Here is a 16585-nt window from a genome sequence, read left to right as displayed (position 1 = left end):
AAACAAGATGTTTTCCGTAAGCGTCTAAAACCCCTGAAAGGTGCAAAAAACACCTAGCGGGGGTGGGGTTAAGTCAAGTTCAGTTGAGCGTGTTCAAAAATGATTTTTCCGTCAATCATCGTCATGAGCGGCTTCGCTAAATAGTCGAGTGGGAAGTGACTCCATAGGACGAGATCCGCGTCTTTTCCGACCTCGATCGATCCGACGCGATCGTCCACACCGAGCGAGCGAGCTGGATGAATCGTGATCGCGCGCAAGGCGACATCGACCGGTAGACCTTCTCGTGCAGCTAGACCAGCACAGAGATTCAAGTACTGGACAGGGGTGTACGGATGATCGGTCGTAATGGAGATTTCAAGACCATGCTCATGAAGAATCCGATACGTTTCCCATGTCTTATTCTTCAGTTCGATTTTAGACTTTCGCGTGAAGGTTGGTCCGACCGTCACTTTTTCAATCGGTAATTGTTCCATCTCTTTTGCGACGAGATGACCTTCCGTACAATGTTCGATACGTAAATCGAGATCGAACTCTTCCGCAAAACGAATGGCGGAAAGGATATCATCTGCTCGGTGCGCATGTACACGAAGCGGCATTTTATGATCAAGGACCCGTTTGATCATCTGATGGGCGAACGTTTCGGAAACTCGTTGTGTCCGCACTTCAAGAAAGGCTTCGCGCAACATCCCCATGATACCCATCCGTGTCAGTTCACCGGCACGACCAGCACTATGGACACGCTTCGGGTTTTCACCGAGCGCCACCTTCAGACCCGCATACTTTCGAAGAATCATATCATCGATGAACCGTCCGTGCGTCTTGATGACACTCGTGACACCGCCGATGATGTTCATGCTACCAGGCATGACTTGAACGGTCGTGATTCCGTGTTCAACGGCTTCCTTAAAGCCTTCATCCAGCGGATAGACGCCATCAATGGCACGCAGATGAGGAGTCATCGCGAAAATCGTCTCATTTGCATCATTTCCGACGGTTCCGGTACCTTCATCATATAATCCGAGATGTGTATGGGCATCGATGAAACCGGGCAATAAAAAGTGACCTTCTGCTTCGATGACTTGATCGTTTTCTAAATGATCCAGTAATTCACCGATTTCAATGATTTTTCCATCACGAATGCGGATGTCCCCGTAAAAACTGTCCGAAGTAATCGGATAGATATGTGCATTTCGAATTAAGATATCCAAGTATCGTCCACCCCTGTACTAGTTTGAATGCTCGATTGCTCGCAATGCATCCTTTAGTTCAGCATACCGAAACTTGTATCCGTTTTCGAGCGCTTTTTTCGGAACGACTCGAGCACCTTCTAGTACGATCGTACTCTTTTCACCGAGTGCGAGTTCTAATGCGAAGCGTGGCGCCGGGAGCCAGTGTGGGCGATGTAAGACTTTTCCGATCGTCTGTCCGAAACGGCGCATCGTCTCCGGATGAGGCGCAGTGATGTTCAGCGGTCCTTCGACTGTCGGGGTCTCAAGTGCGAATAGGAATAAATCGACTAAATCATCGATGTGGACCCAGGAGACCCACTGTTTTCCGTCGCCCATCGTCCCACCACCAAACAAGACATAGGGCAGGCGCATTAATGGATAAGCGCCACCGGCTTTCGTTAGGACGACACCGATTCGTGGATGGACAAGTCGAATGCCAGCGTCGGCAATCGGACGAGCAAAATCTTCCCATGCGACACAGACATGACTTAAGAAGTCAGCGGTCGGTGGAAGGGGTTGATCTTCAGAGAAGGTTTGATGCCGATCTTGTCCGTAAATGCCAACTGCAGAAGCAGATAAAACGACATTTGGTTTTTGATCGAGTGCTTCAACGATTCGCACGAGCTCCTTCGTCGTACTGACGCGGCTGTCGAGAATGACGCGTTTACGTTCATCCGTCCAACGTCCGTCGTTGATCGAAGCACCAGCCAGATGAATGAATGCATCAACGCCCTCTAAGTGCTGTTCCGGTTTTGCGTCCTCTGTCATCCACTTGATATATGTGACATGCGCATCATTCGCTTTCGGATGACGCGTCAATATAAATATGTGATGTCCTTGCTCGAGTAAACGTTTCGTCAAGGCTTGACCAATCATACCGGTTCCACCGGTAATCGCAATGTTCATGTAATCCATCCTCCCTAAATAAGTAAAAGTAGCTTCTTTCCATTTGTTCCCGTTCCATGGTTTCACTCAAACATAGACCTGCCTGTTCATGATATCGTAGAATTACCGAATCAGGTTAGGGGAGGGAACGACATGAAGATCAAACGGATCTCGACGCAGAAAAAGAACAGTGAACGATTCAATATCTATGTCGAGCGTGATGGCAAAGAGGAATATGCCTTTGCCGTAGACGTCGATATCTTAATTAAATACAATCTACAACGCGATAAGGAACTCGATGACGACTTCGTCAAGGAAGTGTTGACGGCTGAAGAACAGCAAAAAGCGTATCGTCTCTCATTGAATCATTTATCGTACCGCATGCGGGCGACGAGTGAAGTCGTCGCCTATCTAACAGAGAAAGAGACACCGGAGCATGCGATCAAACATGCAATCGAGCGATTGACGGAGCAACGCTATCTGGATGATCAACAGTTCGCACTTGCTTATACGGCAACGAAAAAAGCGACGACACCTCAAGGACCTGGACGGATTCGCCGCGACCTTGAGGCATTGAAGATACCGAAGACGGCGATTGATGAAGCGATCGTAACGTTTACGGATGAAGAGGAATACGAAAAAGTCCTAAAGTTTTTGCGGCAAAAGCAAAAAGAGCTGCAGCGGCGTTCCGTGCGGGAACTGACACAAAAGTTACAGATGACGCTCATGCAACGCGGATTCTCGTCCGACTTGATCAAGGCGGGTATCGAAGAGGTGTTTCGAGCTGAAGAAGGGGACGAAGAAGAACAAGCGGCCCTTTATCAAGCACGCAAGTATTATCCGAAATACCGGCAACTTGAACCGTTTGAACGCGAACAGAAAGTGAAACAAGCGCTCGTCCGAAAAGGATTTCCATACGGTCTAGCGGCTCAAGTCCTCGAACAAGTCAAAGAAGAAGAGGCGGAATAATAAAAGCAAGACGAAAAATTGACAATTATCCGACAATTATGCTATTCTACGCACAGACTAAGAAAAGGAGGAACCGTCCTATGAAAAAGCCAATTGGTTTCACTCATATCCAACAGCTGAATACGACGGAGACTCTTGAGCACGTATAAGTAATTCATTTCATGTGCGAGCAAGGGGATTCGTCTCCCGAGCGCGCAGACGAACAAGAATGCATCATGCCCATTTCAAGGCATACTGATTCTCGGACTGCATCCGGAAATCCGTATGCCTTTTTGCGTGCTCGGAAAAAGTAATTCATTTCACAGTAAAGGGGGGACCCTCATGCGTTTATTTCGGCAATTGAGTTGGTTTCTTAAAGAACACAAATCATCGTATCTCGTAGCAGTCGTATTATTGATCATCACCGGCTTTATCGATTTAACACCGCCATGGCTGATCGGTAAGGTCATCGACGGATTGCGGTCGGGATCGATGGATCGAACGACACTCTTACAGTATGTCGGCGGATTAACGGTTATCTCCATTGTGTCCTTCATCTTGACGTATCAATGGTTAGCGAAATTATTCGGAACGGCCTTTTTATTAGAACGGACACTTCGGAGTCGCTTCTTTACGCACTTATTGAAACTGACGCCGACGTTCTACCAAAAGAATCGGACGGGAGACTTGATGGCACTCGCGACGAACGACTTGAAGGCGGTCGAGCGGACAGCCGGATTTGGTGTCTTGACGCTCGTCGACTCGTTGAACATGACGGCAATCACGCTCGTCGTCATGGGGGTGGCGATCGATTGGAAGCTGACGCTTGCTGCCTTGTTACCGATGCCACTCCTCGCTTACGCAATGAATAAGCTCGGGAGTCAGATTCACGGTCGTTTCATCACGGCTCAGGATTCGTTCGGAACGATGAATGATCAGGTCGTCGAGTCGATTTCCGGACTGCGTGTCATCCGCTCGTTCGTACAAGAACCAGTCGATGTTAAACGCTTCGACGATGTCACGACGGATGTTTTTGAGAAAAACATGCATGTTGCAAAAATCGATGTCTTATTTGAACCGATCATCAAGCTGCTCGTAGGGTTCAGTTACTTGATCGGCTTATCGTTCGGGACATATCTCGTCTTTACGAACGACATCACGCTCGGACAATTGGTCGCCTTTAACATCTATCTCGGGATGCTGATTTGGCCGATGTACGCCTTTGGTGAATTGATCAATGTCATCCAGCGCGGAACAGCAAGTCTTGACCGCTTAGAAGCAACGATGCGAGTCAAACCGTTGATTGCTTCGACACCGCGGAAACACGTCGATCGCCCTGAACGGATCGAGATGAACGATTTGACGTTTACGTATCCAGAGACAGCCCATCCGGTCTTACGAGATTTGAATATGACGATCGAACAAGGAACAACGATCGGGATTGTCGGACCAACCGGATCCGGGAAAACGACGTTCTTGCGTCAATTCTTACGCGAGTATCCAATCGGACGGGACATGTTGACAGTCAACGGCGTACCGTATGAAGATGTTGCGCTAGAGACGGTTCGCGGATGGACCGGTTACGTCTCACAAGAACATTTACTGTTCTCAAAATCCGTCCGGGACAATATTCTATTCGGTGCAGGTGAAGCGACAGAAGAAGAATTGCAGGAAGCGATTCGTCTCGCATCGTTCGAAAAAGATATCGAGACGCTGGAACAAGGACTTGAGACGATGGTCGGTGAACGTGGCGTCACGTTGTCGGGAGGACAAAAGCAACGTCTGTCAATCGCGCGGGCGATGTTAAAAAAACCAGAGTTGCTGTTGCTGGATGATTCATTATCAGCGGTAGACGCGAAAACGGAATCACATATCATTGATTCGATTCGATCGAATCGCCACCAATCGACGACATTGATTGTTGCCCATCGTTTATCGGCAGTAGCACATGCGGACGAAATCATCGTCTTACAAGACGGAATGATTTCTGAACGAGGAACACATGACAGCCTGATGGCACAAAATGGCTGGTACGCTCAACAATTCGAGCGACAAAGTGAAGAGATGTAAGGAGGTGCCTCTGCATGAATGAATTGGAATTATATCAACTCGATCCGGCACGCCGGAAGACGACGATCCGTTCGTTGATCCGCTATGCGATGCATGAGAAACAAGCGATCTTCTTAGGATTGTTTCTACTCGTACTGGCAGTCGGTGCGGAATTGACGGGTCCGTATATTGCGAAAGTCATCATCGATGAACATATCGTGGCAATTGAGAAGGACTGGGTCGAAGTTAAAGCAGACGGTGCGGTCACGTATGACGGTCGTCAGTTCGCCAAAGCACAGGATGTCTCGAAAAGTCAGATTGTTCGATCCGTTTCGATCGTCCAAACGACCAGCGGCTACTTTTTCGTACCAAAACAAGTCGTCAATGGAGGAGAGCGGAAAATCAGTGGAAGTACGATGACGGTCACGCGTGGAGACGACGTCTACACGTATGATAATATTCAAAAACTGACACAAGGACAGGTCTATGATTTTTATTCAAAAGACTTAAAAGCAATCGGCTGGTTGTCCTTGATCTACGTCCTTTTGCTGCTGGTAGCAGCTGGTTTGAACTGGATTCAGCAAATTTTGCTCCAGCGATCTGCTCATAAAATCATTAAACGGATGCGGCTTGATGTCTTTACGCATCTGCAACGGTTACCGGTTCGTTATTTCGACCAGACGCCAATCGGAAAAATCGTCAGTCGCGTCACGAATGATACGGAAACGATTCGCGATTTATATCTCGGTGTGCTCGCTCGAGTCTTCTCAGGAATCATCACGATGGCAGGAATTCTCGTCGCGATGTTCTTCCTCGATTATCGTTTAGGACTAGTCTCGCTGATCATCATTCCGATCGTTTATTTCTGGATTCAGCTGTTCCAGAAACTCGCGACGAAGAATAACTTCAAGGTTCGCTCCCTCGTTGCCGACATGAATGGTCAACTGAATGAGAACATCCAGACGATGCCGATCATTCAGGCTTATGCACGTGAGAAGGAAGTCCTTGCTGAATTCGAACAAAAGAACGAAGAGAACTATCAGACACGGGCAAAGTTGTTACGACTTGATGCCCTGATGTCACACAACTTATCCTACTTTTTGAAAAACTTGACGCTCGCCTTGTTGATTTGGGTCGTCGGTGGGAAAAGTCTGACGAACGGCTCGTTTTTATCGCTCGGGATCTTATATGCGTATATCGATTACGTGTCCCGGTTATTCGAACCCGTCACCCAAATCATGAATCAGCTGTCACCGCTACAACAAGCACTCGTGTCAGCGGACCGAATGTTCCAGTTGCTCGACGAAAAGGGAGAGCCGGTCGAACAAGGTCGCGTTGCTCGGTTTAAAGGAGCGGTGTCCTTCAAAGACGTCGAATTCAGTTACGAAGCGGGAAATCCCGTATTACGTGAAATTCAAATCGACGCTCGTCCTGGCGCGACGATTGCCCTCGTCGGTCACACGGGCAGCGGGAAAAGTTCAATCATGAATTTATTGATGCGTTTTTATGATCCGTCAAAGGGACAGTTGTTGATTGACGGACAGGACGTGACGACTTTACCGAAACAAGCGGTTCGTGAGCATATGGGGATCGTTTTACAGGATCCGTTCCTCTTCACAGGAACGATTCGCTCGAACATCACACTCGGCAATCCTGATATTTCCGAAGAACGAGTACGACAAGCGATCGAAGCCGTCGGCGCGGATCGGTTCATTGATCGTTTACCGAACGGGCTCGATGAACCAGTCATCGAAAAAGGTGCCACGTTATCAGCGGGGGAACGACAGTTGATCAGTTTTGCTCGTGCGCTAGCATTCGACCCTGCGATCCTAGTTCTTGACGAAGCGACAGCGAGCGTTGACTCGGAAACGGAAGCGGTCATTCAGGATGCCTTGCTGACGTTGACGAAAGGGCGGACGACGTTCATCATCGCCCACCGCTTGTCGACGATCAAGGATGCGGATGAGATTCTTGTTCTCGATCATGGTCGGATCGTCGAGCGAGGATCCCATGATGTGCTCCTTGCAACGTCCGGGATTTATGCGAAAATGTATGCGTTACAAAGTAAACGGAATCTTGAATTGAAATCAAGCTAATCCATCCAGTTTCTCCTCCTTTTCGTTTATACTGAAAAACGAAGAGGGGGAGTTTTTGTAATGGAGACACGGATGAGTCAATTATCGAAATACGAGCTTGAGATGTTGATCACGAAATTAAGTGAACAAAAACGAAAAGCGGAGCAACATGGGAATATGAGTGAAGTGGAAGTCGTGACGCGAAAAATCGCCATTGCGAAAAGTTATTTGATCGATCCGGCACGATTCGAACGGGGAGCCTTTTACCGAATCGAAGGAGAAGAGGCACGATTTGAGTTACATTTCGTCAATGGGGTCATGGGCTGGGGACATTTTGAAGGAACCGCTCAGGAAGTCGCGATTCCGCTCGCGTTATTCACAGGAGAGGGAGAACAGACATGACGAATCGAGAACAAGCCCTTCAGCAATTGGCTGAAGAATTATTGCAAGTAAATGAAGTACTGACACCGGAAGAAGCACTGACGTGGGTGGAAGTGCTTTGGGAAGATTTCGAAGCGACACTCGCGCGCGCGGGTGAGAAATATCAAGGTGAAGCCGTTGCGGTTCATTTCGTCGAGCAGCAGATCAAACAGCACGGGGCAATGTTACACCGATTTAATACAACGAACGAAAAATTCAAGCATTTGATGACAGGTCGAAACGTCGAATGAAAAAAGCTCCGCACATCGGGATTTCCGTTGCGCGGAGCTTTGTCTTTATAATGCAGGGATGAACAGTTTTTTCTGCAAGGTCCGTTCGCTGAAGACCCAGCCGGTATAGGAGCTGACGATTTCTTGTGTAGCAGCGTCGATTCTGACGACGGCAACGAATGGATAGACTTCCTTCGTGAAGTAACGTAAGTTCGTAAAGCGGTATTCGACAATACCGTCCTTTCGTGAGACCGTATACGTATGAATCTTCGAAAACTCAAGAAACGCTTGCAAGTCCGCGTTTTGTTTGACGATTTCGTACAAGGCGTCACCGTGTGGTTCGTCCTTGATCCGGAAGTTTCCGCATTCGACGACGGTTCCACTGTTAATCTTAACGACGGAATACTCATCGCGTAAACGTGCCGCAACATGCCACTCATCCCATTTCATGCCAGGTGAGATGAACAGTTTATGCGCACCACGATAATAGCGTGCTGCGGTCGCGAGTGCATCGTTTCGTAACTTAAACTGCACAGCGTAATAGATGATGACGATGGCAATCAAAATCGGGAAGATGACGATCGTTGCTCTCGTTAGTAGCCAAATCCCGAACGCGGCATAATACATCGTGAACAGATACGGATCAAATGTGTTGATGACGCCCCAACCAATCCAGGATTGTTTGAACGGGTGTAAAGCTTGTGTACCGTAAGCGTTAAACAGATCGACGAAGACATGGAGGGCGACAGCGATCTGCGCCATCAGCCATAATGAAGTCGGAGGTACACCGAATAACGTGCCGATGACGATTGAAAGTAATAACGGCCAGGCGAGCAAAGCGATCAACCCGTGCGATTTTCCACGGTGTTGACGCAAGTAGGCGCTGTTTCCTTTAAACTTAAAGACAGTATCGAAGTCCGGTGCGTGTGAGCCGACGAGCGCCGTCGTCGTCACGGCAGCAAACATCGTCGTGCTCGCTGCGACGTCAGGGTGTAGCGTCGAGATGGCGGCGAGACAAAGTCCCATGCCGATATGCGTACCAGTATCCAATGCGAATTCGCTCCTTCTATAAAATCATGATGGTTGATCCATCGAGGTTCTGCCGAGTAATTTTTAATAAATATATCGTATCCAAGAGAAAAGAGGTAACCTTTTGACTGTCGTTCAAGAATATTTCACAAACTTTAATAAAACACAATTTACCACAGAACTGATTGCCTGGTTCCTTCGTGAACAGCGGGATCTCCCGTGGCGAAGAACCAAAAACCCATATCATATCTGGATTAGTGAAATCATGCTCCAACAAACGCGCGTCGATACGGTCATTCCGTATTATGAGCGCTTCACGAAACGTTTTCCGACACCACATGATTTAGCGCAAGCGGATCAAAGTGAAGTGCTCAAGCACTGGGAGGGCTTAGGGTACTATTCCCGTGTCAAGAATCTTCAAATCGCGGTTCAGGAAGTTGTTGAAAAATATGATGGAATCGTTCCGGACGAAAAGGAATTGTTCAGTCAGCTGAAGGGCGTTGGTCCGTATACGACAGGAGCGGTTCTATCGATTGCTTATGGGCAAGCAGAACCGGCAGTAGACGGAAACGTGATGCGCGTCCTCTCGCGTGTACTTGGGATTTATGAAGACATTGCTGCACCGAAGACACGGAAATTGTTTGAGGCGGCGGTACATCAATTGATTGATCCGGCTGACCCGTCCAGCTTCAATCAAGGTTTGATCGAACTCGGTGCGATGGTCTGTACACCGAAGTCTCCGATGTGTGGACTCTGTCCTGTTCAAGACGTTTGTTTTGCATATGATCGAAATGCACAGGAAGAACTACCTGTGAAGACGAAGAAAGGGAAGACGCAAATTATTCCGTATGATGCTCTCGTCTATGAAACGAACGGAAAAATCGCAATTGAACAACGAGCAGAAACAGGTTTGCTCGCAGGGATGTGGCAATACCCACTTCGAGAAGCAGAAGAAGATCGTAATGGGACGCTTGTCGGGCACGTTCGACATATCTTCTCACACCGGATTTGGGAAATTGCCGTCTATCGCGTGACGGAACAGCCGGACCAGACGGTACTAGTTGATCAGGAAACGTATGCGACGCATCCAGTATCTGTCGCGCAAATGAAGATTGATCGACTATTAAAGGGGGAAATCTAATGCATACTTTTCGTTTTGAGACACGTGTCGATACATCAAAGGAGCAAGCGTGGGATTTTTTAAGTGACGCCAAGGCCTTAAGTCGATTGACAGTATTTCCGCAAGTGAAGACGTCGGGTGATACGCGGACGCGAGCAGGAAATACGATTCGTCTGCGCGTTGGTGTTCCTCCACTATTTGTCTCGTGGACGTCTTGGATTCCTTTCGTAGAAGAATATGTCTTCGTCGATGTCGGTACAAAAGTGCCGTATCCATTCCGGGCATGGTGCCACGTGCACCGAGTCGAAGAACGTGAATCTGGCGTCTATTTCGTGGATGAAGTGACGTACGCATCCTTCTTGCCAGCCTTCGTCATTGAAGCATTCATCTTGAAACCGATGTTCAAACAACGAAAAAATGCGATTTTGAATCACTTTCAAGCCTGAATTCCGTCATTTTTCTGAAAAAATACCCTTTCGTTTTTCATGCGTTCTGAAAATGGGTATAATAAGCACGAGAGTATAACAGAATGGAAGAAAAACGCTTTAGAAAGGAGTAGCACATGAGTCGATTCCCAAAAGAAAGTAGCAAGATTGAGATTCAAAGTTTCAAACATAACGGGAGCTTACACAGAGTTTGGGAAGAAACGCTCGTGCTGAAATCGACGGAAGAAGAATTGATTGGGTTCAATGACCGCATCATGGTCAGTGAATCGGATGGTCGTCAGTGGCGAACACGAGAGCCTGCAATCTGTTACTTTTCAACAGAACTCTGGTTCAATGTCATTTGTATGATTCGGGAGGATGGCATTTACTATTACTGCAATCTTGGATCACCTTCTACGTTCGATGAGAAAGATCGAGCAGTCAAGTACATTGATTACGATTTAGATATCAAAGTGTATCCGGACATGTCCTACATGATCCTCGATGAGGACGAGTATGAGAAGCATCGCCGCGAGATGAACTATCCGAAGGCGATCGATCGTATTTTGAAAGACAATGTCCAAATCCTGATTCAATGGATCCGCAGTCGCAAGGGTCCATTTAACCCGGCTTTCGTGGATATGTGGTATCGTGAATATGAAACAAGATATCGGAGATGATGGTTCGCCATCGTCTTTTTTTAATTGAAGGAAGTGAAACACGTGGCAACACAAGCAAAACGTAAGAAACAAGGTTCGATCCGCCGCTATATGGCGTTCGTCAAGCCGTATCAAAAACAGATTCTCCTGACGGTTTTCGTCGGGATCATCAAGTTCTCGATCCCACTTGGACTTCCGTTGTTGTATAAGTACATCATCGACAATATCCTAACTGGAAACACGATGCCGATGGCAGAAAAAAGTAAACAATTGGCGTATTTGATTGGAGCGGGTGTCTTCATCTTCTTGATCGTCAAGCCGCCGCTCGAATACGTCCGTCAGTACCTCGCGCAATGGTCCGCGTCTAAGATTTTATTTGACGTTCGTAATCGATTGTTTGATCATGTTCAGAAATTATCGCTTCGTTTTTATTCGAATACGAAAACCGGAGAAGTCATCTCGCGAATCATCAATGATGTCGAGCAGACGAAAGACTTCGTCGTCACGGGATTAATGAACCTATGGCTTGATATGATTACGATTTTCATTGCGATCGCTATCATGTGGACGATTGATCCGAAGTTGACGCTCGTCGCCATTATTCCGTTACCATTCTACGCCCTCGCCGTTAAGTTCTTTTACGGTCGCTTACGCGGATTGACACGGGAACGTTCGGCAGCACTTGCGGAACTACAAGGTCATTTGACGGAACGGGTCAACGGCATGGCAGTCATTCGTAGTTTTGCACTCGAACCGCACGAGAACAAAGCGTTCAAACATCAAAATGATGGGTTCTTAAAAGCGGCGCTGCGTCAAACGAACTGGAATGCGCGGACGTACGTCGTCGTCTCGACGATTACGGACTTCGCACCGATCCTTATTTTCGGGACAGCGGCGTTCTTCGTCTTGAACGGACAAGTGACACTCGGGACGATGGTTGCGTTCATTGGTTATATCGACCGTCTGTATGCGCCGCTCGGTCGTCTCGTTAACTCCTCAACGACGTTGACACAGTCGATCGCTTCGATGGACCGGATGTTCGAGTTTTTAGATGAGCCGTATGACATCACGGAAAAACCGAATGCACGCGATCCAAAAGATGTCCGCGGAAACGTTCAGTTCGAAAACATCAGTTTCGCTTACGAAGAAGGCGGCGAGCTAGCGATTGATCGCTTAACGCTTGACGTTCAGGCAGGTGAACGGATTGCTTTCGTCGGGATGTCAGGTGGTGGGAAATCGACGCTCGTCAGTTTAATTCCACGCTTCTATGATGTGTCTGCCGGTCGGATCACGCTTGACGGCGTTGATATTCGTGACTTGAAGTTGCGTGGTCTTCGCGATCAGATCGGGATGGTCATGCAGGAGTCGATTCTCTTCAGTGAGTCGGTTCAGATGAACATTAAGATGGGGAATCCGGAGGCGACGGATGAGGAAGTCGTCGCAGCGGCAAAAGCAGCGAATGCCCACGAATTCATCGAACGGTTACCGAACGGCTATCATACGCCGGTCGGTGAACGAGGCGTCAAGTTATCGGGTGGTCAAAAGCAACGTCTAGCCATCGCTCGGGTCTTTTTGAAGAACCCGCCGATTCTGATTTTGGATGAGGCGACGAGTGCGCTCGATTTAGAGAGCGAAGCGATGATTCAAGATTCGTTAGCGCGTCTCGCGAAAGGACGGACGACGTTTACTGTCGCGCACCGTTTATCAACGATTACCGATGCCGATAAGATCGTCGTCATCGAAAATGGTCAAATTACGGAAATCGGAACACACGAAGTCCTCATGCAAAAACGAGGCGCTTATTTCGAACTGTATGCCATTCAAAATCTGGAACTCGTCGAATAACACAAAAGCAGCGACCTTTGCGAGGTCGCTGCTTTTTTAGTGGGGGGACTTAGAGTCGAGCAAAGGCACGATCGACTGCTGCGATCGTCTCTGTGATGTCGGCTTCCGTATGTTCCGTCGTCAAGAACCACGCTTCGTATTTCGAAGGGGCAAGGTTGACGCCTTCTTCTAGCATCAATTTGAAGAAACGTCCGAACATCTCGCTATCTGCACGTTCTGCACCATCGTAATCGATGACTGTTTCATCCGTGAAGTAGACCGTCATGGCACCTTTTAGACGGTTGATCGTAATCGTGACGTCATGACGTTTTGCTGCTTCTAGCACACCTTGTTCGAGTAAGGCGCCAAGGTGATCAAGTTTTTCATAGACACCAGGCTTCTCAAGTAATTCAAGACAAGCGATACCCGCAGCCATGGATGCTGGGTTACCTGCCATCGTACCTGCTTGGTAAGCCGGACCGAGTGGCGCGACGTGTTCCATGATTTCTTTGCGACCGCCATAAGCGCCGATCGGTAAACCACCACCGATGATTTTGCCGAGTGCCGTCATATCAGGACGGATATCAAGTAACTCTTGTGCACTGCCGTACGTGAAGCGGAAGGCTGTGATGACTTCATCATAGATGACGAGTGCGCCGTGTGCATGCGTGATTTCGTTGACCGCAGCAAGGAATCCAGGTTGCGGTTCGACGATACCGAAGTTTCCGACGATCGGTTCAACGAGTACACAAGCGACTTGATCGCCCCATTGTTCCATGATTTGACGGTACGATTCGATATCATTGAATGGTGTCGTAATGACTTCTTTTGCCGTCGCTTTCGTGACACCAGCTGAATCGGGAGAACCAAGTGTCGCTGGTCCGCTTCCTGCTGCAATCAGCATCAAATCCGAGTGACCGTGGTAACATCCACTGAACTTCACGACGAGCTCACGACCCGTATACGCACGTGCGACGCGAATCGTCGTCATGACAGCTTCGGTTCCCGAGTTCGTAAAGCGTACTTTTTCAAGCGAAGGAATCGCTTTTTGTAGTTTATGTGCAAAGTCGATTTCTAGACGGTGTGGTGTGCCGTAAAGAAGACCATTTTGGGCAGCATGGGTGATCGCTTCCGTAATGTGAGGGTTACCGTGTCCCGTGATGATCGGACCGTAGGCTGCTAAGTAATCGATATAGCGATTGCCATCGACATCATAAAAGTAAGCACCTTCTCCGCGTTCCATATAGACAGGTGCGCCGCCACCGACGGCTTTGAATGAACGCGATGGGCTGTTGACGCCACCGACGATACACTCTTGTGCGATTTCATATAACGCCTCTGAAGTAGGACGTGTAGTGTGGGTAGACATGAGGATTCCTCCAATCGATGATTCGTGAAAAATATCACGATATGATTGTATCATGGACGTCAAATCCGGTGCAGAGCCGTTGACGGAATGCCTATTTGTAGGTAGACTAATTATAAAGATTACAATCTGATAATCAATGAAAGATAGAAATGAGGGGATGGACGTGGCTAACGAAATGCTGGATGACGCCGTGAAGTCACTTCGGGAATCAGGCGTTCGAATGACACCACAACGTCACGCGATTTTGGAATATTTAACGACGGGACACACGCATCCGACAGCGGATGAGATTTATCGTGCACTTGAACATCGTTTTCCAAACATGAGTGTGGCGACTGTATATAATAACTTACGCGTGTTTCGAGAAAAGGGAATCGTTGAGGAAATGAATTACGGAGACGCTTCAAGTCGCTTCGATTTCGTTACGACACGCCATTACCACATGATCTGTGAGAACTGTGGAAAGATCGTTGATTTCAACTATCCTGTGCTCGATGATGTTGAGACGGTTGCGGCGCACTTAACGGGCTTTAAAGTCGATCGTCACCGATTAGAAGTGTACGGAACTTGTCCGGACTGTCAATCGAATGTCCAATAAAAAAACGAGCTGCCTTAGCGGGGAGCTCGTTTATTATGTTTATTATATTTTTCATCGAATTCTTTTCCTTCAAGAGACGGATCCATCGTCAGTGGTTCATCGCAATGCATACATAAGTCGACGCGACCAAGGACTTTTGTTTCTTTTCCGCAGTTCGGACAAGTGACGACAGCTGCCTTCGTTGATGTCAGACCAATCAAGAAATAGAGTGCCGTACTGGCGAGAACCATGACGAAACCGAGAAGCATGAGTAAGACCATGATGATTTCAAATTGTTTGAGTAATAGACCGCCATACATGACGAGCATCCCACCGAACACAAGAAACATAGCTAAGTTTCTCGCGCGGTTTATTTTATTTTTACGTTGTTTTTTCAAGTGAATTCCCCCTGTTGTCAGTCTAGCATAAGAAGTGGGATTGCCTGAAGAAGGAAAGCTTGTTTTTTTGTCGAAAATGGTAACGACGAGTTCGTATAGAAGGGTGAGAAGTACATGGAACAAGCAACACGAACGATTTATTCGGAGTACGCGGCTTATCGCGAAACACAAGGGATCATTGCTGTTGAGAAACGGCAACCACGGGATTCCCTGACGGATCAATTTGATACACTTCTTGTCGTCATCACGAGAGACCCAGAAGTCGAGTGGACGATCAAACATTATCGACTGAATACACTAAAGGTATCATTACACCTCGTACATGAAGATGTGTTATCACGCTGGATTTTGTTAAATGCGAATCGACGCGCGATTCACTGGATTGCAGAAGGAACGATCGTTTTTGAACGAAATGATTACTTAGTTGATTTAAAACGGCAGCTATTAAACTTTCCTGATGAGGAAAGATGTTTACAGATGACGATTTCGTTCGCTAAACTTTTGCGTCGTTTCCAAGACGGAAGGAACTTGTTCAGTCGCGGACATCATTATGATGCCTATACACACGTCCATCACGCATTACATCATCTCGCGCGATTATCTGTTCTGGAAAAAGGAAAACATCCCGAAACAGTCGTCTGGGAACAAGCGCGACTCGATGATCCGGATGTCTATAAACTATATGAACAATTATTGATGAGTGAAGAGACATTAGATCAACGTATTCACCTAGCCTTGATTGGACTTGAGCATCTTCTGCAGTCGAAGGTCTTATCGGGAGGACGCTATTTATTTGAAATCATGCGTGAGCGGACAAGTCCTTGGACAATGTATGAATTGATGGAAGAAGAGCGACTGCAAGAAGTCAAAGTGGATTTAAGTAGTCTGATTGATTTCTTTATGCGAAAAGGTCTGATCAGGATTTCGTATCAAACAACTAAAGGAGCAGGGGTCGAACTCGTAACGTATGAGCCGGTCGTATGACGATCGGCTTTATTTTTTTCTATGTGTTGTTTTGGCTATATATAGAAGGAAAAAGATTTCAATAGTTTTTTTAGAAAAACTATTGACGGTATTATACCGAGATAGTATATTAATACATGTCGACAGGGCAACACGCACTGGACGGTGACGAGAAAGAAAAAAGATTTCAAAAAGGGATTGACGCTTAAGTTATTCCGTGATATCTTATTAAAGTCGCTGAAAACGACACGACGAACTTTGAAAACTGAACGATGAGGCAAAAATCGTATTCTACGGAATACAAACATGAATGAAGCGCAAGCTTCGTCAATCGTGACTTCGGTCACACAACGAGCAAGTCAAACACTTCATGGAGAGTTTGATC

16 protein-coding genes are annotated in these 16585 nt (G+C 47.4%); 11 read left to right on the top strand and 5 right to left on the bottom strand.

Features of this window, described 5'->3' with window-relative positions:
* Positions 1–68: 68 nt before the first annotated feature.
* Complete coding sequence (locus tag NOM72_RS14390) at positions 69–1208, bottom strand: amidohydrolase (protein WP_023467301.1); 1140 nt, start codon at positions 1206–1208, stop codon at positions 69–71.
* An 18-nt stretch (positions 1209–1226) separates the two neighbouring features.
* Positions 1227–2135 (bottom strand): TIGR01777 family oxidoreductase, encoded by a 909-nt coding sequence (locus tag NOM72_RS14385; protein WP_255999384.1) that lies wholly within the window; start codon positions 2133–2135, stop codon positions 1227–1229.
* A 132-nt stretch (positions 2136–2267) separates the two neighbouring features.
* Between NOM72_RS14385 and NOM72_RS14380 the strand changes: the two genes are divergently transcribed.
* The 5 genes from NOM72_RS14380 to NOM72_RS14360 all read left to right on the top strand — a co-directional run bounded on the left by NOM72_RS14380 (position 2268) and on the right by NOM72_RS14360 (position 7857).
* Complete coding sequence (locus tag NOM72_RS14380) at positions 2268–3083, top strand: RecX family transcriptional regulator (protein WP_058265788.1); 816 nt, start codon at positions 2268–2270, stop codon at positions 3081–3083.
* 321 nt (positions 3084–3404) lie between these two features.
* A complete protein-coding gene (locus tag NOM72_RS14375) occupies positions 3405–5132 on the top strand; it encodes an ABC transporter ATP-binding protein (RefSeq protein WP_087682471.1) in 1728 nt (575 codons plus the stop codon).
* 14 nt (positions 5133–5146) lie between these two features.
* A complete protein-coding gene (locus tag NOM72_RS14370) occupies positions 5147–7207 on the top strand; it encodes an ABC transporter ATP-binding protein (protein WP_255999383.1) in 2061 nt (686 codons plus the stop codon).
* Between the two features lie 72 nt (positions 7208–7279).
* Positions 7280–7588, top strand: coding sequence for a DUF1811 family protein (locus tag NOM72_RS14365; protein ID WP_255999382.1), 309 nt, complete (start codon positions 7280–7282; stop codon positions 7586–7588).
* Entirely contained in the window at positions 7585–7857 is a 273-nt protein-coding gene (locus tag NOM72_RS14360; protein WP_023467307.1) for a YfhJ family protein, read from the top strand. Before NOM72_RS14365 ends, NOM72_RS14360 begins: the two co-directional genes overlap by 4 nt.
* A 45-nt stretch (positions 7858–7902) precedes the next feature.
* Here the strand turns inward: NOM72_RS14360 and NOM72_RS14355 are convergent, their stop codons facing one another.
* A complete protein-coding gene (locus NOM72_RS14355) occupies positions 7903–8886 on the bottom strand; it encodes a metal-dependent hydrolase (protein ID WP_058265791.1) in 984 nt (327 codons plus the stop codon).
* A gap of 103 nt (positions 8887–8989) precedes the next feature.
* On the opposite strand from NOM72_RS14355, the gene mutY reads away from it, so the two are divergent.
* The 4 genes from mutY (at position 8990) to NOM72_RS14335 (ending at position 12914) form a co-directional block, all read left to right on the top strand.
* On the top strand, positions 8990–10006 hold the full coding sequence (gene mutY / locus NOM72_RS14350) for an A/G-specific adenine glycosylase (protein ID WP_255999381.1): 1017 nt from the start codon (positions 8990–8992) through the stop codon (positions 10004–10006).
* Entirely contained in the window at positions 10006–10431 is a 426-nt protein-coding gene (locus NOM72_RS14345) for an SRPBCC family protein (protein ID WP_023467310.1), read from the top strand. Before mutY ends, NOM72_RS14345 begins: the two co-directional genes overlap by 1 nt.
* A 116-nt stretch (positions 10432–10547) precedes the next feature.
* Positions 10548–11090: a nucleoside tri-diphosphate phosphatase gene (ntdP, locus tag NOM72_RS14340; protein WP_023467311.1), complete on the top strand. Its 543-nt coding sequence runs from the start codon at positions 10548–10550 to the stop codon at positions 11088–11090.
* Between the two features lie 90 nt (positions 11091–11180).
* Positions 11181–12914 (top strand): ABC transporter ATP-binding protein, encoded by a 1734-nt coding sequence (locus NOM72_RS14335; RefSeq protein WP_055966722.1) that lies wholly within the window; start codon positions 11181–11183, stop codon positions 12912–12914.
* Positions 12915–12963: 49 nt separating this feature from the next.
* Here the strand turns inward: NOM72_RS14335 and NOM72_RS14330 are convergent, their stop codons facing one another.
* Complete coding sequence (locus NOM72_RS14330) at positions 12964–14262, bottom strand: glutamate-1-semialdehyde 2,1-aminomutase (RefSeq protein ID WP_255999380.1); 1299 nt, start codon at positions 14260–14262, stop codon at positions 12964–12966.
* Between the two features lie 175 nt (positions 14263–14437).
* Between NOM72_RS14330 and perR the strand changes: the two genes are divergently transcribed.
* A complete protein-coding gene (perR, locus tag NOM72_RS14325) occupies positions 14438–14860 on the top strand; it encodes a peroxide-responsive transcriptional repressor PerR (RefSeq protein ID WP_369792039.1) in 423 nt (140 codons plus the stop codon).
* A 14-nt stretch (positions 14861–14874) separates the two neighbouring features.
* Here the strand turns inward: perR and NOM72_RS14320 are convergent, their stop codons facing one another.
* Positions 14875–15237, bottom strand: a complete 363-nt coding sequence (locus NOM72_RS14320; protein ID WP_029340912.1) for a DUF2614 family zinc ribbon-containing protein — start codon at positions 15235–15237, stop codon at positions 14875–14877.
* Positions 15238–15351: 114 nt separating this feature from the next.
* Here NOM72_RS14320 and NOM72_RS14315 point away from each other — a divergent pair, with 114 nt between their 5' ends.
* Positions 15352–16221 (top strand): nucleotidyltransferase-like protein, encoded by an 870-nt coding sequence (locus tag NOM72_RS14315; protein WP_035398755.1) that lies wholly within the window; start codon positions 15352–15354, stop codon positions 16219–16221.
* Positions 16222–16585 lie beyond the last annotated feature (364 nt).

It is taken from the genome of Exiguobacterium sp. LL15 (assembly GCF_024436095.1).
GTDB classification, from domain to species: Bacteria; Bacillota; Bacilli; order Exiguobacteriales; family Exiguobacteriaceae; genus Exiguobacterium_A; species Exiguobacterium_A indicum.
Note: the sequence above shows the minus strand (reverse complement) of the source record. Positions and strands in the feature narration are given on the sequence as shown.